Below are 20298 nucleotides of genomic sequence, written 5' to 3' on the forward strand. Positions count from 1 at the left end.
CCGGAGAACTTCCTGGCAGCCATCAAGCTCGCAGCGATCCGCATCTGGATTGCTGATCAATGAGTCCACACCCTAGGTCTGGCGAGGGGCCTTGCGCCGGTGCAATAGACTTGCTTCGTCATGCATGGAAACAACGTTTCTGCGGTCTTCGGCCTGGGGCAGTTTCGGACGCTCGCAACGTCGCATCAGATCGCCGCCAGACTCGCATCCCCGATCGGCAGCCAGACGCAGGTGATCGTATCGTCGCTGATGTTGATCTGGACCTCGGTTCCGCCGCGGAGCGGGACGAGTTGCGAGGTTTGTTGTGTCATGGCCGCGGTCACCGTGACACTGGCGGCGGCGGTGATCGACAGGCTGATCGCCAGCACCGATTTCGTGTCGCCCTGAACGACCTCGATATAACTTTGCGGCGTGGGCGGATCGGCCGTTGGCGCGCCCGTGGCGTAGAGCACGCACAGCAGGTAGCCGTCGCCATCGGGCATGTAGGACCCGGACGCGATACCGCTGACAGGTGTGCCCAGCATATGTGTCGTTCCTGAAAAAACCGGGTTCAGGAGGCTCTGCCTTTGCGCGACGACGTTGAATTCGACATATTCCCTGCCGCCGATCGGCTGCCCGGTGCCCTGTCCGGCCAGGACGTAGTCCAGCTGCACGAAGGTAACGCCGGAATTCGGGGTGACAAGGTGCGAGCCGCGCCGCAGGGCGTCGGAATCGAGGGGGACTTGCGACGCCACCTCACCCTGACGTCCGATCCACAGGGTTCCCGTCGGTTGAAGATCGGTCATGCCCCCTTCGGAGAAGGCCCATTTCAGCTCCACCACCTTGGCCATATCGGCGTCGGTGACGAACTGGGTGCACGGTTCGGCGCGAAGGCTGCTGACACCGGGTTCGAGCGGAACCTTGGTCACCGGCAGGCCGATCACAGGGGCCGAGGGACAGTTGGTGATGCCCGCCTCCGCGACATCGTATTGCAACAGCTGCAGTGTGCATTCCCCTGCCTGGGCCGAGGTGAAACCGTTCACCAGCGTGAGGGAGATATCGTCCATATCGTGATAGGGCAGCGTCGCACCGCTCTGGGCCGAAACCGTGAGGATAATGTACCGCTGCGGCGACCCCGCCGCCAGCACTCAGACAGGATCGTCCATGCACGCCGCTCCACCTGATCTGTAGGTGCAGAAATCCGTGCTGATGGCGGTTTCCAAGGCCAGTCCCGCCCGGTTGAACGCGTTCACGTCATAGACGACGTAGAGCGCCGCATCGGGAGAGGTCATTCGCGTGGCGGCATTCGCGCTCAGCTTTCTGTGTACGGTATTTTGCAACAGGGCTGCGGATTCCGACCCGATCGGCAGGGCGACACGCACCGCGCCGGTGCTGTCGCTGCCCAGCGGTGTGACGCCTGACGTATTGGACAATTCCCACGTGATGGTGGTCGCCGTCAGGGAGTCGAGATTGGAGCCGTCGGTCTTTATTTCCTGACCGCTGACCTGCACGGGAAAGGGATTGAAGGCGACGGTGGAATAGAGATGGCCCGCCATGGTTCAACCCTCCGCCCCAAGATCGCCCCGGATGTCCAGAACCACACGTCCCCACAAGAATGCGCGTGGCCGGGTTGTCGTGCCGGATGCGGCGTCGGACTGCAACACGGGCACGCTGCGCCCCTGCTCGACCTGCCAATTCAGGTGCCCGGCTTCGATATTGCTTTGTGGCAGCAATATCCCGGTCAAACCGCCTGCCTCATCCGTTTCGTATTCCGCCAGCATGGGGCCGAAGCTGAACGAGGTTCCGACCAATCCGCAGTGCATTCTTCAGAGCATGATGTGCCTCGCCCTTATTGAGACCAATCTGGGCGCGGCGCTGCATGTCTGTGTCGAGCAGCCATTCGATGATAAACAATGTGCGTTCAACCCCTCCGATTTCCCGCAAGGCGATGGCCAGGTCATGCTGCCGTGGTCGCGCCGCCAGTTTCTTGAGAAGCTGACTGGGCTGCATCCTGCCGGAGAGCATCGTTGCGATGCAGCGCAACACGTCCGGCCAATTGGCGATGATTGTGTTTTCCCTGATTTTGTCGCCGACCAAGCCCTTCAACTCATTCGGGACACTGCGACGATCAAAGACATGCAGACGCTTGGAGGGGAGATCTCGAATACGAGGAATGAACAAATAACCGAGTAACGATGTTGCCGCGAACACAAGATCGGTGAAGCCGCCGGTATCGGCGTATTGTTCCCTGATCCGTTTCCCGGTTGGATTCCTCAGCAAGCCGTCCAGAATATATGATGCCTCGTTCACCGTTGCCGGGATGACCTGCGTAGCAAAGGGGCCATATTGATCTGACACATGGGTGTAGGCTTTTAAGCCCGGTTCATGACCATATTTTGCATTGATCAGGTTCATCGCCTCACCTTGGCGCGTGGTTGGAAAGAACTGCCCATCACTGGAAGCCGTCTGCCCTGCGCCCCAATACTTCGCCATCGGCAATCGCGCTTGCGCATCAATCACCATGGCCAATGCCCGATTGATGGCCTCACTTTCCACATGCCAGTTTGAGAGCCGCGCCAACTGGGCAAAGCTATGCGTACTGCTTGCCCCGGCCATCTTGCTCAGACCAAGATTTAAGCCTTCTGCCAGAATGACGTTCAGCAAACCAAGCCTGTCCTTGCATGTCGCCCCGGTACGTAGATGAGTGAATGCCTCGGTCAACCCGGTATCATTGTCCACGTCCATGAGGATATCTGTAATCCGCACCTTTGGCAGTCGGCGGTAGAGATCAAGGATCAAGGTATCGGCTTCAGCGGTAACATCAACTTCTAGGCGTTCAACGCGCAATCGGCCATCCTCGATGATCCCGCCGGGAAGGGTTCCGTTTCTGACGGCCAGAGCCAGCCTGTTCAGCCCGTCTTACAGCCGTTGTTTTCGATCTGCGATCCAGACTTCCGGTTCCAATGGCATCGACAAGCCCAAGCCCATGGATTGCGCGGCCTCGACCGGAACCAGAGCCTGTTTCATATCAGAATAGCGGCGGGACTGCGCGAGCCACACATCGCCGGATCTGAAGGCTTCACGCAGATGGAACAATACCGCAACGACCCATAGTCGGTCTCGGTTGGTTTCCGGATTCCGTAAGTGGCTTCGCCATTTTGACTGCGGTTTTAGAAATGGCGCAGACCGGCTTGGAACTTTGCGTTTGTCGCGGACTACATCTGCCGCTGCGAGCAAGGGTTCCGCCAGGCTGGCTCCCGCGATGTCCAATGCTGTCAGCATACGTGGGGCATATAGCTTGAACCGATGATATCCCTGTTCGACATAGGCCAGTGCATCCGCCTTGACGGTTTTCCCAAGCGCTCCGGCCGTTGCGACGAGGCGTTCCAAAACCTCCCAACCACAGGACGCATCTACTGCACCGGCGACAGCCATGTTATCGCCTTTGGCTATCAACAATGTCGTGCCCAGGGTCTCGAACCCGGCCAGGGTTGCTGCGATCTCCGATTGCGCCGCGGTAACACGAGCATCGCAAATCCTCTTTGCCTCTCGCCATATCGACCCCACGATCCGGTCGTGGGTTTCGATGACGGTATCAGCGATGGCAGCCGACCATTCTAAAACGCATGCGGCGAGAATGGCCAATCGGCGATCACTGATGATGTCCCGAAGACCATCTGTAAAATAGCGCTCCCCCTGGCGGCGCAAGCGCGCAACTCGATGTGCTGGGATGTCGTCTAGGACCGTTGGTGACAAGACGATTCCTTGCAGAAATTCCAACCGATCAAGCTGGCGATTCATATCGGCGGAGTTCTTGCCGACCTCGGACCGCCGCAGCCAAATGAACCGGCTGACCCGACTATCCACCTCTTCGTTTAGCAAGGCATCAAGGCGCGCGCGCATCTTGCTATCGAGACGCGCAACAATACGGTTATCGACTCGCCGTTCGGCGTCAACCAGCACATCCGCACAGTGACGTTCTATTCTGGTTGGACCGGGCAAGACGATCTGGCGCCGCCGACACTCTTCCACAAACCCGCGCACCATGCCTTCACTGGATTGTGCGGCCTCGGCGTGCTGATCGAGCCAACGTTTCACCTTCTTTGCAGCTTTGCCCTTAAACATCCTGTACCCATAGATCTTGCGCAATACATCAAGATGTTCGTAGCGGGTGTTCTCTCGGGCGGCGTAGGGAAGAAGATCGTCAGGCTTTAGGCCAATTTGGGCAGCAACAAAATTGGATATGCCCGGTGCTCAACCGACGGCCAGGACCTCACCGCGCAAAAGCAGGCATTGGACAAGTGAAGTGGTCCCACCTTTTCGGATAGGTTTACAGCGTTTCTAAGGTGTATCGGGTTTAGGTTTCATGCTGCTTTTTGCTCTTCCAAGCCTGCCCAATATGCTTCGTCGGGCGTCTGCCGATCAAGCGCGGAATGGGGTCGTCTGGTGTTGTAGAAGGCCATCCAGTCCTTGATGACGCGACGGGCTTCATCCCGGCAGCGGGCTCGCGCGCAAGCGTCCGGGCGCAGGAGACAGGTGCTGTCTTCGAGGCGCGGCAGCTCTTGGAGCAGCACGACCGCGAAACCGCCGAGAAGTCGAAGGTCGAGGGGGTGCCTCTGATCGTCTCGGGCGCTACCGACTGGACCGATGTCGATGTGATCTTCAACACGCTCGACAAGGTTCGCGAACGGATCAAGCAGAACCGTAACCAGGAGATCTTCCTCTGCCACAAGGGTGGCAAGCACGGGGCGGAGATGATTGCGGCCCGGTGGGCCCGGGCACGCGGGGTCGCGCAGGCGCGCTTCGATCCGCGCTGGTCCGCGCATGGGCGGGCCGCACCGTTCAAGTGCAACGACGAAATGCTGGACGACAAGTTCGCGGCGACAGGGGTTGTGCTCTTCGGCGGCAACGGTGTCGCGCTGAACCTCGGGCAGAAGGCGGAAGCGAAAGGTCTGACGGTCATGCGGGTTGCGGACCCGGCGAAGAAGGCGTCGCAGGATTGAAGAGAGGGGGTCGCGCTTGGCGCGGCCGTTTCGTCATGTCTCATGGCGCGTGGCAATGCTTCCAGATTATCATGCCTAGCAATTTCATGTTTTGATAGGTATATTCGTGCCAAGCAAAACTAGGAAATGATTGGCATGACCCCACTCAGCAGCATTGCAATGAGCGCCTACACTGATCTGGTGCGTCTTCTGAAGGATGACGCCTTGTCCGGTGTCGAAGGCAAGCCAACGCTCAAAGAGCGCGGCGACAAGGCCTATTGGTACGCCGCGCGCCGTGTCGGAACGGAGATGCGGTTCATCTATATCGGCGAAGACAGCGACGAGACGCGCGCGCGCATCGACCGGATCGAAGAATTGCGCGCAACGGCCAAGGAACGTCAGGCGGAACGATCTCGGCTTGTTCGGCTCCTGCGCGCCGAAGGCTTGACCCCCACCGACCGGGCAACCGGTTCTATCCTGTCGGCGATGGCCGCAGCCGGGACCTTCCGACTGGGCGGTACCATCGTCGGAACCAATGCATTTCGCCTCTATGAAGGCGAGCTTGGTATCCGCCTGCCCATTGGCGGTATGGCCAATACCGGCGACATCGACATCGCCCAGTTCGAAAAGCTCAGTGTGGCGCTGCAGGATCAGGTTGATCCGGGTCTGGCCGAGACCTTCGCGGCGCTCAAATTCGATCCCTTACCGGCGCTTGATCAAGGACGGACCTGGCGATGGGCCCAGGGTGGCAGCGGCCAGTTGGTCGAGTTTCTCATACCGGCCTTCGGAGATGAGACCATCCGTGAACTGCCAGCCTTGAGCGTGAACGCCCAAGGATTGAACTATCTGAACTTCCTGATCGCTGAGCCGATCCACGCAGCGGCGATCTATCGATCCGGCGTTCTGGTGCAGGTGCCACGCCCGGAGCGATACGCGATCCACAAACTGATCATCGCGGACCGGCGCCGCGATGGGGCAGGCAACCTCAAATCCGCAAAGGACCGCGAGCAGGCGGCTTTCCTGATCGAGACGATGGCCGAGGACCGCCCTGATGACCTGGTCCGCGCCTGTGCCGCTGCTCTGGAGGTTGGCCCGCGCTGGCGGGAGCATATCGGCAATTCACTGAAACGCATGCCTGAGGCGAAACTAATCCTCGACGGGTTGGGAGTGTGATTGCCGCAACGGGGTCGCGCTGAACCTCGGGCAGAAAGCGGAAGCGAAAGGCCTGACGGTCATGCGGGTTGCGGACCCGGCGAAGACGGCGTCGCGGGATTGAAGAGAGGGGGTCGCGCTTGGCGCGGTCCTTTCGGCATGTCTCATGGCGCGTGCGGTCGGTCACGCGTGATCGGCAGTCTGCGGCAGGGATGGCTCGGAGTTCTTCAGCCTCAAGCTCGACTTCCCCGTCGCGGTATCGGAGCTGGTGATGTTCCCGCCGAGCGCGAAGGATCCCCAGGACTGAATCCTCTGACGAGGATGGGCCGCCCCAGTTTCAGCCCCATAGTCAGTCTCCTTTGTTGCACTAAATGCTATCAAAGGAGCGGCATCAAACCGCGACAGCTCCAGATGTTCCTTAAAAGTTCCACAGGTTCCGGAACCTTTCGTTTTCAACCGCTCTGCTGCCGAACGGCACAGAGCCGCGAGGCGGGTTGCGACTTGCCCTGGGAAAGGACTCCGCCATGCCGAAAGCTACCTCCACGATGCCGTTCCACAATCTCACCTTCATCGACGACATCGTCACGCTGCACCACGTCGAGGAGCGGTGGAAGGCCTGCCTCAAACGCATTCGCCGGCAAGCGCAGGAGGCTGATCTCGAAAGCGGGAAGATCACCGAGGAAGATAGTCGGGACAAGCACGATATCGCGCGCTGCACAGTGGAGCGGCTCATGCGAGAACATGGATTGCGGGGAGTTACACGTGGTAAGAAGAAGACCACGATTCCGGATCCGGCGCAGTCTTGCCCGGATGACAAGGTCAATCGGCCGTTCATCGCCGATGCTCCCAACCAGCTCTGGGTGTCGGACCTCACCTACCTGTCGACCTGGACGGGGATGGTCTATGTGGCCTTCGTCATGGATGTATTCGCCCGCAAGATCGTGGGCTGGTGCGTCTCAGCCTCGATGACGACAGGCTTCGTGCTGGATGCCCTGAACCAGGCCATTTGTCATCTACATCAGCGAGATGTTGCGACGACCGGTTGATTCCGCCCACTTCAGTTCAGTAATTATCTTTACTACAAAAACCGATGCGTTTCTAAGACCTTATATCCAAGGTCAGGTGAACCGACAGTTCTTTTCCTTGTCGCACTTTTGGGACCGGCCGTTGATCTCTGAGCCTTCAAAGGTCAAGATTCCAATGCCGTAGATACAGCAAGAGAAGAGAGGGCAAGTAACCAGCGGTCTTCGCGCAGTTAGTGCTCGTGACGCAGCCAAGCCTTGCAACACATTATGAACGCGTTGCTTGCCGCTGCTCTCGCTTGAGGTCGCGAGGAAACTCAGCGATGAAGCGTGCGCCACCTTGCGGGCTACGGTCCCAGGTCACCTCGGCATCAACCTTTTCTGCCATCGCATGGAGGATTGCCATGCCCAATCCCTTGCTTTCGCGCGGATCGAAACCTTCCGGGAGGCCAGGCCCATCGTCATCGAGGCAGAGCCTCAGTTTTTCACCCACCATTTCGCCACGCAGGTCGATGCGCGCAGCTCCACTTTTTACGGCATTCAAGACAAGCTCTGTGATCAGATGGCCGATCGAGACCAGCCGTTCTCGAGCCAGTGGAATCGGGGGGCATTCGACGTCGATCAAGCCTCCCTGTGGACAGAGCGGCAACAGTTCGCGGCTCAGCACTTCGAGGAACAGTCCCAGATCCCCGTCTTCACTCAGGCCGGGAAGGCTCTGCTGAATATGTCGGTTGGCTTGCGCTATGGCGCCGATCCGGGCAGCGATGTCACGCAGTTCGGCAGCGGTCTGCCCATCATGTAGCTTTGCCTTGCGCCGTGCTATCGAGGAGACGAGTTGCAAGCTGTTCATGACCCGGTGCTCAATCTCTTCGGCCAGAAGCTCCTTTTCGCGCATCTCGCGCCGCAGAGCCTCGTGTGTTTCGATGGCGTCGCGTCTCAGCTCAAGCTCATCCATGACCACCGCAGCGAGATCCTCGAGTATCGCCGTGTGATTTGCCGTGAAACTCCGCGGCTCCTTGTCGATGACGCACAGCGTGCCCAGCCCGTGCCCATCATGCGTCCTGAGCGGAATGCCGGCATAAAAGCGCAATCCGAACTCTCCCGCGACGAGCGGGTTGGCCAACGCCACCGGCTCCACAGACGCGTCATGCAGAATCCACGGATCTTCCTGCAGGATCGCCGAGGCGCAGAGACCGGGTTCGCGCGGGATTTCGTCTACCCCTTCAAGCCCAGCACGGCTCTTGAACCAGATCCGGTCCTCGTCGACGATGGAAATGATGGCGATGGGTGTTTCAAGGAGCCTTGATGCCAGCCTGGCGATACGATCGAAGGCTCCGTCCGGCGGTGTGTCCAGCACCGAGTATCGGCGCACCGCCATCAGTCGCTCAGACTCAGCTTCCCGTGACAGGTCGATATGTTCCATGTTGGCGCTTTCATCCCCATTTCGCATCGCCCCAAGATTACAGTGGCGATGTGCTGCTGACAAATTGGTTCTCATGGGGCAGAGCCACGTCATGCTGCAATTGCGATCTCACCAAATCTTTTTACCGACTGTAGCACGAGCGATTTGCAGCGTGCCGCCGGAACCTATCTCCTTTTCTCTTGGTTTAGCTGTGAAGGAGGACCTTTCATGACCTTACGCTTCGAACAAATTCTCGCCGACGGCGTCGCTGAGTGCTCCTACCTGCTGGGTGACGACTCGTCTCACACCTGCGCCGTCGTAGACCCGCGCCCAGACGTGGAGATCTACCTCGAGACCGCCCGGCGCTTTGGCCTCGCCATCACCCATGTCTTCGAGACCCACATCCACGCTGACTTCTTGAGCGGTGCCCGCGAACTGGTGGCTCGCCTCGGCGGACAGGCCAAGCTCTATGTCAGCGCGGAAGGTGGCGCCGACTACGGCTTTGAGCACAAGGCGGTTCGGGACGGCGACGAGTTTTCCTTCGGGGGGATGCGAATGAAGGCGCGCTTCACGCCCGGCCATACCCCCGAGCACATGTCCTACCTGCTCTTCGACGGCGACAAGGAGACGCCATGGGGCGTGCTGTCGGGTGATGCCTTCTTCGTGGACTCGGTCGGCCGGCCCGATCTGATGGGCGACGACCAGACCGAGGAATTGACCGAGAAGCTGTTCCACACGGTCCGGGACGTTTTCATGGCACTGCCCGACGACGTCATCATCTATCCCTGCCACGGCGCTGGCTCCGCCTGTGGGCCCGACATCGGCGACCGCATGTCATCCACCATCGGCTACGAGCGTCGCTTCAACAGCTATGCCCAGATCACCGAGCTCGAGAAGTTCAAGGACGTGATGCAGTCCGACGCGCCGCCGGTGCCGACCCATTACCCGCGCCTGAAGAAGGTGAACGCGCAAGGTCCCGAGGTGCTGCGCAACCTGCCGCGGATCGAGCCGATGACGGTCGAGCGGTTTGCCGGGGCGAGGCAGGGCGGCGCGCAGATCCTCGACGTGCGCGACATGATGGACTTCGGCGCCGGCCACGTGCCCGGCAGCATCAACATTGGCGCGCGCCCTGAATTGTCGGTCTGGGCAGGCTGGCTGCTCGACCCGGAGCAGCCGATCTACCTCGTGTTGCATGAGGACACCGAACTGCCCGGCGTGCTGCGCCTGCTCTGGCGCACCGGCTTCACCGACTTCGGCGGCTACCTCGCCGGTGGCATGGCCGCGTGGCGCGAGGCGGGACGCGAGTTCGCGCAGATCCCGCAGGTCTCGGTCCACGAGTTGAAGGACGCTGAGGGCGTCACGCCCCTGGATGTGCGCAAGCCTGATGAGTGGGAGGGCGGGCATATTCCCGGTGCCCGCCACGCCTTCCTTGGCAAGCTGCACGAGGAACTGTCCGATCTCGACCGCGCCGCCCCCTACGCCACCTACTGCGCCAGCGGCTTCCGCGCTTCAATCGCCGCGAGCCTGCTCAAGAAGAATGGCTTCGACAATGTCCGCAACGTGCCGGGCAGCTGGAAGGCCTGGACCGCTGCTGGTTATGAAACGCAAAAAGCGAGATAAGGACCATCATGCAAGATACAGTGAAAATAAGCGACCGCTTCACCGTCGCAAAATTCGCCCCTGAGGCCGATCAGTCAAGCAGGCGGCCGACGAAGGCTTTCGCCCTCTCATCAACATGCAGACAGACGATGAAGACAAGAAGCTGAATTTGGAACCCTCAGGAGGAAGGGCGCAGCCCGATCAGCGAAAGCAGACCAATGGCCCGCCGCCTTGCGTCACGCAGGTTCGGATAACAACCGCGGCTTGCACCAGCATTTTGAAGGTTGGCCACGAAGGGCGCTTCAGCGCGCGCAATAGAGCCCATGCAGCGTCTTCAGCACCGCGGCGGTCTCAGTTCCTGCCAAGCGATAGTAGATCGTCTGAGCCTCACGCCTACCCTCGATCAGTCCGGCGTCCCTGAGGCGCTTGAGTTGTTGGGACATGGTGGGTTGCGCAACGCCGCAGGCTTGCGCGAGCTGTCCGACCGAGCGTTCACCCTCAACCAGACGGCACAGAATGCGCAGGCGAGCCTCTGACGCCAACATCTTCATCAACTCAGAGGCCCTCTTGATGTCGCCTTCGAGCAGGTCGTCGCCAGACATTTACATTCCTCTCATTGAATATTCGAAAGAGGATATATATTCGGGGGTAGGCAACATCAAGCGCGCACGACCCGGCGCGCTGTCACGGAGGCGAGAGATGGAGACTGCATTCACACCCTGGCTGTCGCTGGGCGGCGGCATGATGATCGGCGCATCAGCCGTGCTGCTGATGGCCACGAACGGACGTATTGCCGGGATCAGTGGCTTGACCTCACGCATCTTCGCGAGAAGCACCGATGGAGAGGCACGGAGTGTCTCGGCCCTGTTCGTGCTGGGTCTGCTGCTGGCAGCGCCGCTGTGGTTGCTGCTCTCGGGCGAGTGGCCACAGCAATGGGTGCCTTCCAGCCCGGTCCTGATGGCCGCTGCCGGCCTTCTGGTCGGCTTCGGAGCTGTTTTCGGCAGCGGCTGCACATCGGGTCATGGGGTCTGCGGTATCTCGCGCGGTTCGGCCCGGTCCATCGTCGCGACAATCGTATTCATGTCGGCGGCGATTGCGACCGTCCTCGTCACCCGCCACCTGATCTGAGGTCTGATCAATGAAACAGATATTCGCGTTGCTTTCCGGTCTGATTTTCGGTCTTGGCCTGATCATCTCGGGGATGGCCAACCCGGCGAAGGTGCTGAATTTTCTTGACCTCTTCGGCAGCTGGGACCCCAGCCTTGCCTTCGTCATGGGCGGCGGCATCCTGGTCACGGCACCGGGTTACGCCTGGCTCACCCGAGCACGCAGCCGGCCCTTCTTCGACAGCAAGTTCCGCATCCCGCAGAAAAGCGATCTCGAGCCGAAACTGATCCTGGGCGCGGCCATTTTCGGCACCGGCTGGGGCCTCGGGGGCTTCTGCCCCGGCCCGGCCCTGACCGCGCTGCCCATTGCCGCCACCGGTACGCTGATCTTCGTGCCCTTCATGCTGATTGGCATGTGGGCCGCCCGTCACGCCCCCGACAAACCATTCGCATTGAAAGGAGCTACGCAGTGAGTGACCCATTGAAATCCCGCGTGGTCCGCCATTCGCCCTCGACCGAAAAGGGCAGCCCCGATGTTTGGGGAATCTACGAGCCCGACACAGGCTCCATCCAGTATATCTGCGCCGATCCGGCCACGAAGAAGGCGGCGCTCATCGACGTGGTATGGAACTTCGATCACCGGAACTACCGCTTCTCGACCGAAAGCATGGACCAGGTGCTCGATCTTGTTCGGGACAACGGGCTGGAGGTGCAGTGGGTTCTCGACACGCATCCCCATGCCGACCACGTCATGGCCTCGGCCCATCTGAAGGAGCGGACAGGCGCCCCCAATGCCATTGGTGCGCTGGTGCCGGAGATCGCGCAGATCTGGGCCGATCTCTACAACCTGCCTGAGGCCTTCGACCCGAATCGCGACTTCGATCACCTCTTCGAGGAAGGCGAGACCTTCAGGATCGGAGAACTCGATGTGAAGGTCATGCTCTCGCCCGGTCACACGCTGGGCTCGATCACCTACCTCTGCGGGGATGCGGCCTTCGTGCACGACACGTTGATGCAGCCTGACATCGGCACCTCGCGCTCCGACTTCCCGGGCGGCAAGACGGCCGAACTGTGGGATTCGATTCAGGACATCCTGGCGCTGCCCGGTAACACGCGGCTCTTCGTCGGTCACGATTACGGCGGACCGGACCGGGACGAGCCGATGTGGGAGGCGACGGTCGCCGAACACAAGGCGCACAACAAGCACGTCAGGGACGGCAGGGACCGCGACGAATATATCAAGCTGCGGCAGGATCGGGATGCGACGCTGCCGCTGCCGAATCGCATCCTCGCGGCGCTTCAGGTCAACCTGCGCGGTGGGCGACTGCCGCCGGCGGAGGATGATGGCCACCAATACCTGAAGCTGCCGGTCAATCGTTTCGACTGAGCCTTTGCGGGCGGCCTTCCGACCGCCCGCATGTCCTTCACCATGACCGGACCCAAAGCAATGTCGCTGTCGCGCTACTTTCCGATCCTCGACTGGGGGCGCCGCTACGACCACACTGCCTTCACCGGTGATGCCGTCGCGGCGGTGATCGTCACGATCATGCTGATCCCGCAATCGCTGGCCTATGCGTTGCTGGCAGGGATGCCGCCTGAGGCGGGGATCTATGCCTCGATCGCGCCAATTATCCTATACGCGATCTTCGGCACTTCGCGCGCGCTGGCGGTCGGGCCGGTGGCGGTGGTTTCGCTGATGACGGCGGCAGCGGTGGGCAACATCGCCGAAAGCGGGACAGCCGGCTACGTGGCCGCGGCGCTGACACTGGCGTTCCTGTCGGGTGCGATGCTTCTGGCGCTGGGACTGTTCCGTCTGGGCTTTCTGGCCAATTTCCTGTCGCACCCGGTGATTGCCGGTTTCATCACCGCCAGCGGTATCCTGATTGCCGCCAGCCAGTTGCGGCACATCCTCGGCATCGAGGCCGAGGGCCATACGCTGATCGAGATCCTGACAAGCCTCTGGGCGCATCTGGGCGAGATCAACCTGATGACCGTTGCCCTCGGCGTCTCGGCGACTGCTTTCCTGTTCTGGGTGCGCGGCGGTCTCAAGCCATTGTTGCGGCGGTTCGGCCTCGGGCCGCGCATGGCGGATATCGGCGCCAGAACCGGTCCCGTCCTGGCCATCGTAGCCACAACGCTGGCGGTCTGGGCCTTCGATCTGGGCGCGTGGGGCGTTGCGATCGTGGGGGAGGTGCCGCAAAGTCTGCCGCCGCTGACCTTGCCGTCCTTCTCGCCGGAACTCATCTCGCAGCTGGTGGTGCCCGCGCTGCTGATTTCGATCATCGGGTTCGTGGAATCGATTTCGGTCGCCCAGACGCTGGCCGCCAATAAACGTCAGCGCATCGACCCGAACCAGGAACTGACCGGCCTTGGCGCCGCCAACCTCGCCGCCGCCTTCACCGGAGGTTTCCCGGTCACAGGCGGCTTCTCTCGATCTGTCGTCAACTACGACGCCGGCGCCGAGACCCCGGCGGCGGGGGTGTTCACCGCCCTTGGGCTTGCGTTGGCGGCCCTCTTCCTCACGCCTCTGATCCACTACCTGCCCAAGGCAACGCTCGCCGCCACCATCATCGTCGCCGTTCTGAGCCTCGTCGACCTGTCGATCCTGAAGCGTGCCTGGGACTTCAGCCGCGCTGACTTCGCCGCCGTATCGGTCACGATCCTGCTGACACTGATCGCCGGGGTCGAAACGGGCGTGACCGCGGGTGTCGTCACCTCGATCCTTGTGCACCTGTACAAGACCTCGCGCCCGCACATGGCCGTCGTCGGGCGCGTGCCGGGCACCGAGCATTTCCGCAACGTGCTGCGCCATGAGGTCGAGACCCAGCCGCATGTGCTGTCGCTGCGGGTGGACGAGAGCCTCTATTTCCCAAACGCGCGCTACCTGGAGGACCAACTGGCCACCTTTGCCGCCGACAAGCCGGAGCTGACGGATGTGGTCCTGGTGTTCGCCGCGGTCAACGAGGTGGACCTTTCAGCGCTGGAATCGCTGGAGGCGATCAACGCGCGACTGCGGGAAGCCGGCATCCGCCTGCACCTGAGCGAGGTCAAGGGGCCGGTGATGGATCGCCTCAAGCGCAGCCATCTGTTGGATGAGCTGACCGGGAAAATTTTTCTGAGTCAGCACGAGGCCGCGCGGGAGCTCGACGCGGAACGAAAACCAGCCACCGCTCCTTCGGATTGATAGAAGGCCCCGTGCCCCGTTTGTGCTTCATGGCTCTTTCTCCTTCGGCCATTCAGAAGTGAAAAATTCCAGTTCGCAACGGCCCGGTTCCTCGGAAAGGTCAACCTTCAGATAGCCGGAACAGGGCGCGATCAGGCGTCACCTTGACGGCTTCGGCCGAGAATGGAGAGATTTGGTTGCGCTATTTCGCCTCGAGCGCAGCGAGGTCGAGGTCGATCATCGCAGTCATTCCCGAGGTGTGAAACTGCCGACTGATCGTGCCACCCAGCGAGGCTGTGACCACGCTGTCGCACATCTGCGTGCCGAAGCCCTCTCCATGAACAGTATGGGGATCAATGCAGCAACGTTCTTGCCACTTGATCAGGAACCTGCCGGCTTGACGGCGTGCCGTGATCAAAAGACTGCTATCGCTTTGCCCAAGCGCACCATACTTCGCTGCATTGGTGCAGAACTCGTAGACCACAAGCGCCATGGGTGTGACAGCATCTGAAGCGATATTCAGATCTTCAACATCCAGTTCAATGAGATGGTCGCCGCCGAAAGGCTCGACGACCGAGGCGATGAGTGCACGCAACGATGTGGTGCCTATGGCTTCCTTCTCCGGATCAGCCACGGCGAGCCTGTGAGCATCGGAAAGCGCCGTCAGACGTTGCCTCATCAAAGCCGCGAGTTCGCTGGCCGTCTCCATCTGGCGGGCATTGACAGTTATCAGGCTTGCAGCCACCGCAAAGCAGTTGCCAACCCGGTGGCGCATCTCCGCCAAGAGCAAATTCTGCCGCTCGGCCGCCTCTATTCGCTGCGTGATGTCCCGCGCGATTTTCGAAGCGCCAATGACCTCACCTGAGGCATTCTTTACTGGCGAGATCGTCAAGGAGATGGGCACGAGCTTTCCCTCCTTGTGCCTCCTCAGCGTTTCGAAGTGTTCGATGCGTTCACCACGACGCAGCCGCGAGATGATATCCACCTCTTCGTGGTGCCGTTCCTCCGGGATGAGCATGAGGATCGACTGTCCGACGGCCTCCTCTGCGGTAAAACCAAAAAGCCGTTCGGCACTGCGGTTCCAGGTCTGGATGATGCCCTGAAGATTCTTGGTGATTATCGCGTCATCGGAGCTTTCGACGATTGCCGCGAGATACCGCTGCAGGTTTTCCGAGGAGTTCATATCCGACTACCCTGTTTGTGGCGCCGCGCAGCCGAGAAGGCGGTGGACCCTTGATCGATTTTCACCAGACAGCCGGTGATCTCAAAGATGAGATAATTGCTGTCAGAAATGGATAGTAAAGCAGTTTTTCGGGATGAACCACGTTGTCCGGGATCGGGGCTGGAATAGCGCGCCCAGCATTTCGGGGCTGCAGGGCTCACCGGGGATCGGCAAGCCTTTCTGGACTCGTCGGGTGCCGCCTCGCCTTGCATTCCGGTGGACGTGCGGTTGCATGCAGGTGCAAGGGAGGCACACCGCCCATGCCATCAACGCGCAAGGTTTCTCGCTTCGAGGGCACCGACGCCCGCGCGTGTCGGAGATGCTGCGGCATCAAGCGAGGCGACCGGGTGCGCCTTCATTTATTCTGAGCCCTCAACTCGCTGCCCGCTTTGCGGGTGAAAGAAGTGCAGGTTATCCTGATCGACGCTGAACCGAATCGTTTCACCGGAAACGGCATGATGCACCCCGGGCAGGCTGATGGTGAATGCCTCCTTGCTGCCTGCAATACGCCCGTGCAGCAGCGTATTCGCGCCCAGAGGTTCGCCCATCTGAACCGTCATCGACAGCGGCCCATTTGGATCGGCGACCACGTGTTCGGGTCGGATACCGACTGTGACGTTGCCCATAGCCTTCATATGGGTTGGTACGATTGTATCGACGATGGAAAGGCCTTCGTCCGTCAGCTTGCCATTGAGAACATTCATTGACGGGCTGCCGATGAACTGCGCCGCGAAAAGGGTTTGCGGGCGTTCGTAAACCTCCAGTGGCGTGCCGATCTGTTCGGCGCGACCTGCGTTCATGACGATCATCCGGTCCGCCATTGTCATGGCCTCGACCTGATCATGCGTGACATAGAGTGACGTGATGCCAAGGCGGCTCTGCAAATCGCGGATTTCAAGACGCATCTGTACGCGCAGCTTTGCATCCAGGTTCGAAAGCGGCTCATCAAACAGGAACACCGCCGGTTCACGCACGATGGCCCGCCCCATGGCGACACGCTGGCGCTGGCCGCCAGATAAATCACGGGGGCGTCGATCAAGGTAATCGGTCAGCTGCAAAAGTGTTGCTGCGGCCTCGACCTTTTGAACGATCTCGGCCTTCGGCAATTTCGCAATCTTCAGCCCGTATCCCATATTTTCGCGCACGGACATATGCGGATAAAGCGCATAATTCTGAAACACCATCGCGATGTCGCGATCCATTGGTTCGAGCTCATTGACGCGCTTGCCGCCAATCCTGATCTCCCCCTCAGACACGCTTTCCAGCCCTGCCACCATGCGCAAAAGCGTGGATTTTCCGCAGCCGGACGGGCCGACGATGACGATGAACTCACCGTCCTCAATCGCCGTGCTGACACCATGGATAACCTGGGTGCTGCCAAAGCGTTTCTTGATATCGAGGAGCTCTACAGTTGCCATGGTTGCCTACTTCTCACTGTCCACGAGACCGCGGATAAACAGTTTCTGCATTGAAATGACGACGATGATCGGAGGGATCATTGCCAAAATGGACGTCGCCATAATGACCGGCCAGTTTGCCGTGTCATCGCCTGACGGAAACATCTGTTTGATGCCCATCACAATGGTGTTCATCGACGGGTCCGTCGTGATCAGCAGCGGCCAGAGGTACTGGTTCCAGCCGTAGATAAACAGGATCACGAACAATGCGGCGATGTTTGTGCGGCTCATCGGGAAAAGGATATCCCGGAAGAACCGCATGGGTGAGGCACCGTCCACGCGGGCGGCCTCAGCCAGTTCATCGGGCACGGTCATATAAAACTGGCGGAACAGAAACGTCGCTGTGGCTGATGCGATGAGCGGCAGGATAAGCCCGCCATAGCTGTTGAGCATTCCAAAGCCCGCGACGACCTCATAAGTGGGCACGATACGCACCTCGACGGGGAGCATCAGCGTCAGGAAGATCAGCCAGAAGAAGATCATCTTGCCGGGAAACTTGAAGTAAACGATCGCAAACGCCGACAGCAGCGAGATGATGATTTTGCCGACCGCGATACCCATGGCCATAACCAGAGAGTTGAACAGCATCGTTGCAACGGGCACGTTCACACCCGACAGCAAGGCCTCGCGATAGTTGGCAAGGAACTGATCGCCGGGCCACAGCGGCATGGGGGGCTGCGTGATTTCCGGTTGGGTGACGGTCGATGCGACGAAGGCCAGCCAGATCGGGAAAAACACGATGAGAACGCCACCGATCATGATGACATGGCTAAGCCACAATGACGCGCCGCGCCTTTCGACCATGCCGGGGGGGGGATCATTATATTGGGTCAATAATGCACCCTCCGCTCAATGAATTTAAACTGGAAGATTGTCAGCGCCCCGACGACAACCAGCAAGATCACCGACTGCGCGGCAGAGGAGCCGAGGTCCTGGCCCACGAACCCGTCCGAGAAGACTTTGTAGACCAGAATGGTCGTGGATTGTTGCGGTCCGCCTGACGTGATCGTGTGGATCACACCGAAAGTTTCAAAGAAGGCGTAGACGATGTTGACGACCAGCAAGAAGAACGTCGTCGGCGACAACAGCGGCAAAACGATGGTCCAGAACCGACGCCAGAACCGCGCGCCGTCAATCGCCGCGGCTTCTATGACAGATTTCGGAATCGCCTGAAGCGCCGCGAAAAAGAACAGGAAGTTGTAGCTGATGCGCCCCCAGGCGGAGGCCACGACAACCAGGCCCATGGCCTCTCCACCGTTCAGCACGTGGTTCCAATCATATCCCAAATGGCCCAGATACCACGAGACGACGCCGACACGCGTGTTGAACATGAACAGCCACAACACGCCCGCGATGGCGGGCGCCACGGCATAGGGCCAGATCAGCATGGTACGGTACACGCCTGCGCCCTTGATCAAACGATCCGCGACAACCGCCAGAAACAGGGCTGGAACCATGGAACACAGCGTGACGAGGGTCGAGAAGATTGCCGTCGTCAGGAATGAGGCGCGATAGTAGGGGTCAGACAGCAGGTATTCAAAGTTGCCCAGGCCGACATATTGCATCGACAGGCCGAACGGGTCCGGAATGAACAAGGACTGCCAAACGGCCTGTCCTGCGGGGTAAAAAAAGAACACCGCAGACACCAGGACCTGCGGCGCGATCAGGCACAGCGGCAATAGCCAGCCTTTGAACGTGACCCGTTTTTCCATAAATAGAGCGCCTCAATAAACATGCGGGCGACCACAATCGGCCGCCCGCATCATATGCTTGATTAGTTCGCCTGCTCAAAGCGGCGCAGCAACTGATTGCCACGTGTCACGGCGCTATCGAGTGCGGATTGCGCGTCCTTGTCACCGGCCCAGACGGCCTCAAACTCTTCGTCGATGATCCCGCGGATCTGGTCGAATGAGCCAAGACGCAGGCCCTTGGAGTTCGAGGTCGGCTCATTCGCGGTCATCTGAAGGACGGCCACTTCGGTGCCGAGGTTGTCGGCGTAAAAACCGGATTCACGCGTGGCCTCGGCGGCGTCGTTGGTGATTGGCAAATAGCCGGTGTCCTGATGCCATTGCGCTTGCACCGGTGTGGATGACAGATATGCGAGGAACTGTGCCGCACCTTCGTATTCTTCCGGTTCATGACCCTCCATCACCCAGAGGGAAGCACCACCGATGATGGTGTTTTGCGGGCTGTTGCCGACACCTTCCCAATACGGAAGGGGGCGCACGTCAAAATCGAACTCGGCATCTGCCTCGATACCCGCATACCCAGCAGAGCTTTCGGTGAACAGGGCACATTCGCCGGCACGGAAGTTTGCGCCGCTTTCATTGCGCCGACCCAGATAGATGAATTTTCCGTCCTGCGCCCACTCGCCCATGGCCGAGATATGCGCAACCTGCGCTTCGCCGTTGAACACCAATTCAACATCAGTCCCTGCAAATCCGTTCTCTTGCGTGGCAAAAGGAACGTCATGGTAGGCAGAGAGGTTTTCGAGGTGAATCCAGCTCTGCCATGCAGTGGTCAGGGGGCAAGTGCTGCCACCGTCCTTGAGCGCGGTCAGCACCTCACCGACGTTTTGCCAGGTGGACAGATCAGTGTCAGGATCGACGCCAGCAGCCTCGAACGCATCACGGTTTACCCACAGGACGGGCGTGGACGCGTTGAACGGCAAGGACAGCATCTCGCCCTCGGTGTTGGTGTAATATCCATTGACCGCACCGATATAGGCATCGGGATCAAACTCAGCGCCAGAGGCTTCCATGACTTCAGTGACCGAGCGTACCGCCCCTTCGGCGGCCATCATCGTGGCTGTTCCGACCTCAAACACCATCAGGATGTGCGGCTGTTCACCGGCGCGGAATGCCGCAATGCCTGCATTCAACGTCTCGGAATAGTTTCCCTTGTGGGATGCAACGACGGTAAACTCGTCTTGGCTCGCGTTGAAATCTTCCACTTGGTCCGCGACCAGTTCACCAAGGCGACCGGTAAAGGCATGCCAGAATTGGATTTCGGTTTCGGCATAGGCCGCAAACGGCGAAAGGATCGTTGATCCGGCGATCAAGGCGCCAGTTGTCAGATTTTTCATGTGTTTCTCCCGAGTATCGCATCAAACTTCTTGTCGATGCTGAATTTCTACACGTTATCCGAGCGTTCGCATGGTTCAAGACTATTCCCGTGCCAGGTTCCATAACATGAAGCTATGGAAATTTGCAGG

Annotated in this window: 16 protein-coding genes and 5 pseudogenes; 9 read left to right on the top strand and 12 right to left on the bottom strand. The window is 59.9% G+C overall.

The window, feature by feature from the left end:
• Window positions 1-185: 185 nt before the first annotated feature.
• From H1S03_RS15285 to H1S03_RS15310, 5 genes and pseudogenes are all read right to left on the bottom strand, one after another.
• Window positions 186-1046 (bottom strand): hypothetical protein, encoded by an 861-nt coding sequence (locus H1S03_RS15285; protein ID WP_185805119.1) that lies wholly within the window; start codon window positions 1044-1046, stop codon window positions 186-188.
• 81 nt (window positions 1047-1127) lie between these two features.
• The gene (locus H1S03_RS15290) at window positions 1128-1535 is read right to left on the bottom strand and encodes a hypothetical protein (protein ID WP_185805120.1); all 408 of its coding nucleotides are present in this window, start codon (window positions 1533-1535) and stop codon (window positions 1128-1130) included.
• Window positions 1536-1538: 3 nt separating this feature from the next.
• Window positions 1539-1760 (bottom strand): hypothetical protein, encoded by a 222-nt coding sequence (locus tag H1S03_RS15295; protein ID WP_185805121.1) that lies wholly within the window; start codon window positions 1758-1760, stop codon window positions 1539-1541.
• Window positions 1761-1782: 22 nt separating this feature from the next.
• Window positions 1783-4224: pseudogene (locus H1S03_RS17545) on the bottom strand (Tn3 family transposase); the annotation flags it as partial.
• Window positions 4225-4343: 119 nt separating this feature from the next.
• A pseudogene (locus H1S03_RS15310) lies at window positions 4344-4469 on the bottom strand (integrase core domain-containing protein); the annotation flags it as partial.
• Between H1S03_RS15310 and H1S03_RS15315 the strand changes: the two are divergent.
• The 4 genes and pseudogenes from H1S03_RS15315 to H1S03_RS17555 all read left to right on the top strand — a co-directional run.
• Window positions 4467-4982, top strand: a pseudogene (locus H1S03_RS15315) (DUF2493 domain-containing protein); the annotation flags it as partial. The pseudogenes H1S03_RS15310 and H1S03_RS15315 sit on opposite strands and share 3 nt — an antisense overlap.
• Before the next feature lie 159 nt (window positions 4983-5141).
• On the top strand, window positions 5142-6134 hold the full coding sequence (locus H1S03_RS15320; protein WP_249777950.1) for a nucleotidyltransferase family protein: 993 nt from the start codon (window positions 5142-5144) through the stop codon (window positions 6132-6134).
• 7 nt (window positions 6135-6141) lie between these two features.
• Window positions 6142-6237, top strand: a pseudogene (locus H1S03_RS17550) (DUF2493 domain-containing protein); the annotation flags it as partial.
• A 580-nt stretch (window positions 6238-6817) separates the two neighbouring features.
• Window positions 6818-7138: pseudogene (locus H1S03_RS17555) on the top strand (DDE-type integrase/transposase/recombinase); the annotation flags it as partial.
• Between the two features lie 265 nt (window positions 7139-7403).
• On the opposite strand, the gene H1S03_RS15330 reads toward H1S03_RS17555, so the two are convergent.
• A complete protein-coding gene (locus H1S03_RS15330) occupies window positions 7404-8558 on the bottom strand; it encodes a sensor histidine kinase (RefSeq protein WP_185805126.1) in 1155 nt (384 codons plus the stop codon).
• Between the two features lie 207 nt (window positions 8559-8765).
• Between H1S03_RS15330 and H1S03_RS15335 the strand changes: the two genes are divergently transcribed.
• Complete coding sequence (locus H1S03_RS15335) at window positions 8766-10157, top strand: MBL fold metallo-hydrolase (protein ID WP_185805127.1); 1392 nt, start codon at window positions 8766-8768, stop codon at window positions 10155-10157.
• A 281-nt stretch (window positions 10158-10438) separates the two neighbouring features.
• Here the strand turns inward: H1S03_RS15335 and H1S03_RS15340 are convergent, their stop codons facing one another.
• On the bottom strand, window positions 10439-10738 hold the full coding sequence (locus tag H1S03_RS15340) for an ArsR/SmtB family transcription factor (RefSeq protein ID WP_185805128.1): 300 nt from the start codon (window positions 10736-10738) through the stop codon (window positions 10439-10441).
• Between the two features lie 97 nt (window positions 10739-10835).
• Between H1S03_RS15340 and H1S03_RS15345 the strand changes: the two genes are divergently transcribed.
• From H1S03_RS15345 to H1S03_RS15360, 4 genes are read left to right on the top strand one after another with little or no spacing between them, the layout of a single operon-like run.
• Complete coding sequence (locus H1S03_RS15345; RefSeq protein ID WP_185805129.1) at window positions 10836-11264, top strand: YeeE/YedE family protein; 429 nt, start codon at window positions 10836-10838, stop codon at window positions 11262-11264.
• 10 nt (window positions 11265-11274) lie between these two features.
• Window positions 11275-11715, top strand: coding sequence for a YeeE/YedE family protein (locus H1S03_RS15350; protein ID WP_185805130.1), 441 nt, complete (start codon window positions 11275-11277; stop codon window positions 11713-11715).
• A complete protein-coding gene (locus H1S03_RS15355; protein ID WP_185805131.1) occupies window positions 11712-12629 on the top strand; it encodes an MBL fold metallo-hydrolase in 918 nt (305 codons plus the stop codon). Before H1S03_RS15350 ends, H1S03_RS15355 begins: the two co-directional genes overlap by 4 nt.
• 30 nt (window positions 12630-12659) lie before the next feature.
• On the top strand, window positions 12660-14426 hold the full coding sequence (locus H1S03_RS15360; RefSeq protein WP_430700922.1) for a SulP family inorganic anion transporter: 1767 nt from the start codon (window positions 12660-12662) through the stop codon (window positions 14424-14426).
• Window positions 14427-14607: 181 nt separating this feature from the next.
• On the opposite strand, the gene H1S03_RS15365 is transcribed toward H1S03_RS15360, so the two are convergent.
• The 5 genes from H1S03_RS15365 to ugpB form a co-directional block, all read right to left on the bottom strand.
• Complete coding sequence (locus H1S03_RS15365; RefSeq protein WP_185805132.1) at window positions 14608-15588, bottom strand: PAS domain S-box protein; 981 nt, start codon at window positions 15586-15588, stop codon at window positions 14608-14610.
• A gap of 398 nt (window positions 15589-15986) precedes the next feature.
• Window positions 15987-17045, bottom strand: coding sequence for a sn-glycerol-3-phosphate ABC transporter ATP-binding protein UgpC (gene ugpC, locus H1S03_RS15370; RefSeq protein WP_185805133.1), 1059 nt, complete (start codon window positions 17043-17045; stop codon window positions 15987-15989).
• A 6-nt stretch (window positions 17046-17051) separates the two neighbouring features.
• On the bottom strand, window positions 17052-17888 hold the full coding sequence (gene ugpE, locus H1S03_RS15375) for a sn-glycerol-3-phosphate ABC transporter permease UgpE (RefSeq protein WP_166193947.1): 837 nt from the start codon (window positions 17886-17888) through the stop codon (window positions 17052-17054).
• Between the two features lie 26 nt (window positions 17889-17914).
• Window positions 17915-18796 (bottom strand): sn-glycerol-3-phosphate ABC transporter permease UgpA, encoded by an 882-nt coding sequence (gene ugpA / locus H1S03_RS15380; protein WP_166190068.1) that lies wholly within the window; start codon window positions 18794-18796, stop codon window positions 17915-17917.
• Window positions 18797-18858: 62 nt separating this feature from the next.
• Window positions 18859-20169 carry a sn-glycerol-3-phosphate ABC transporter substrate-binding protein UgpB gene (gene ugpB / locus H1S03_RS15385; protein WP_185805134.1) on the bottom strand — a complete coding sequence of 437 codons (1311 nt, stop codon included), beginning with the start codon at window positions 20167-20169 and terminating at the stop codon, window positions 18859-18861.
• Window positions 20170-20298: the final 129 nt, after the last annotated feature.

This window comes from Pontivivens nitratireducens (genome assembly GCF_014235845.1).
Taxonomy (GTDB): Bacteria; Pseudomonadota; Alphaproteobacteria; order Rhodobacterales; family Rhodobacteraceae; genus Pontivivens; species Pontivivens nitratireducens.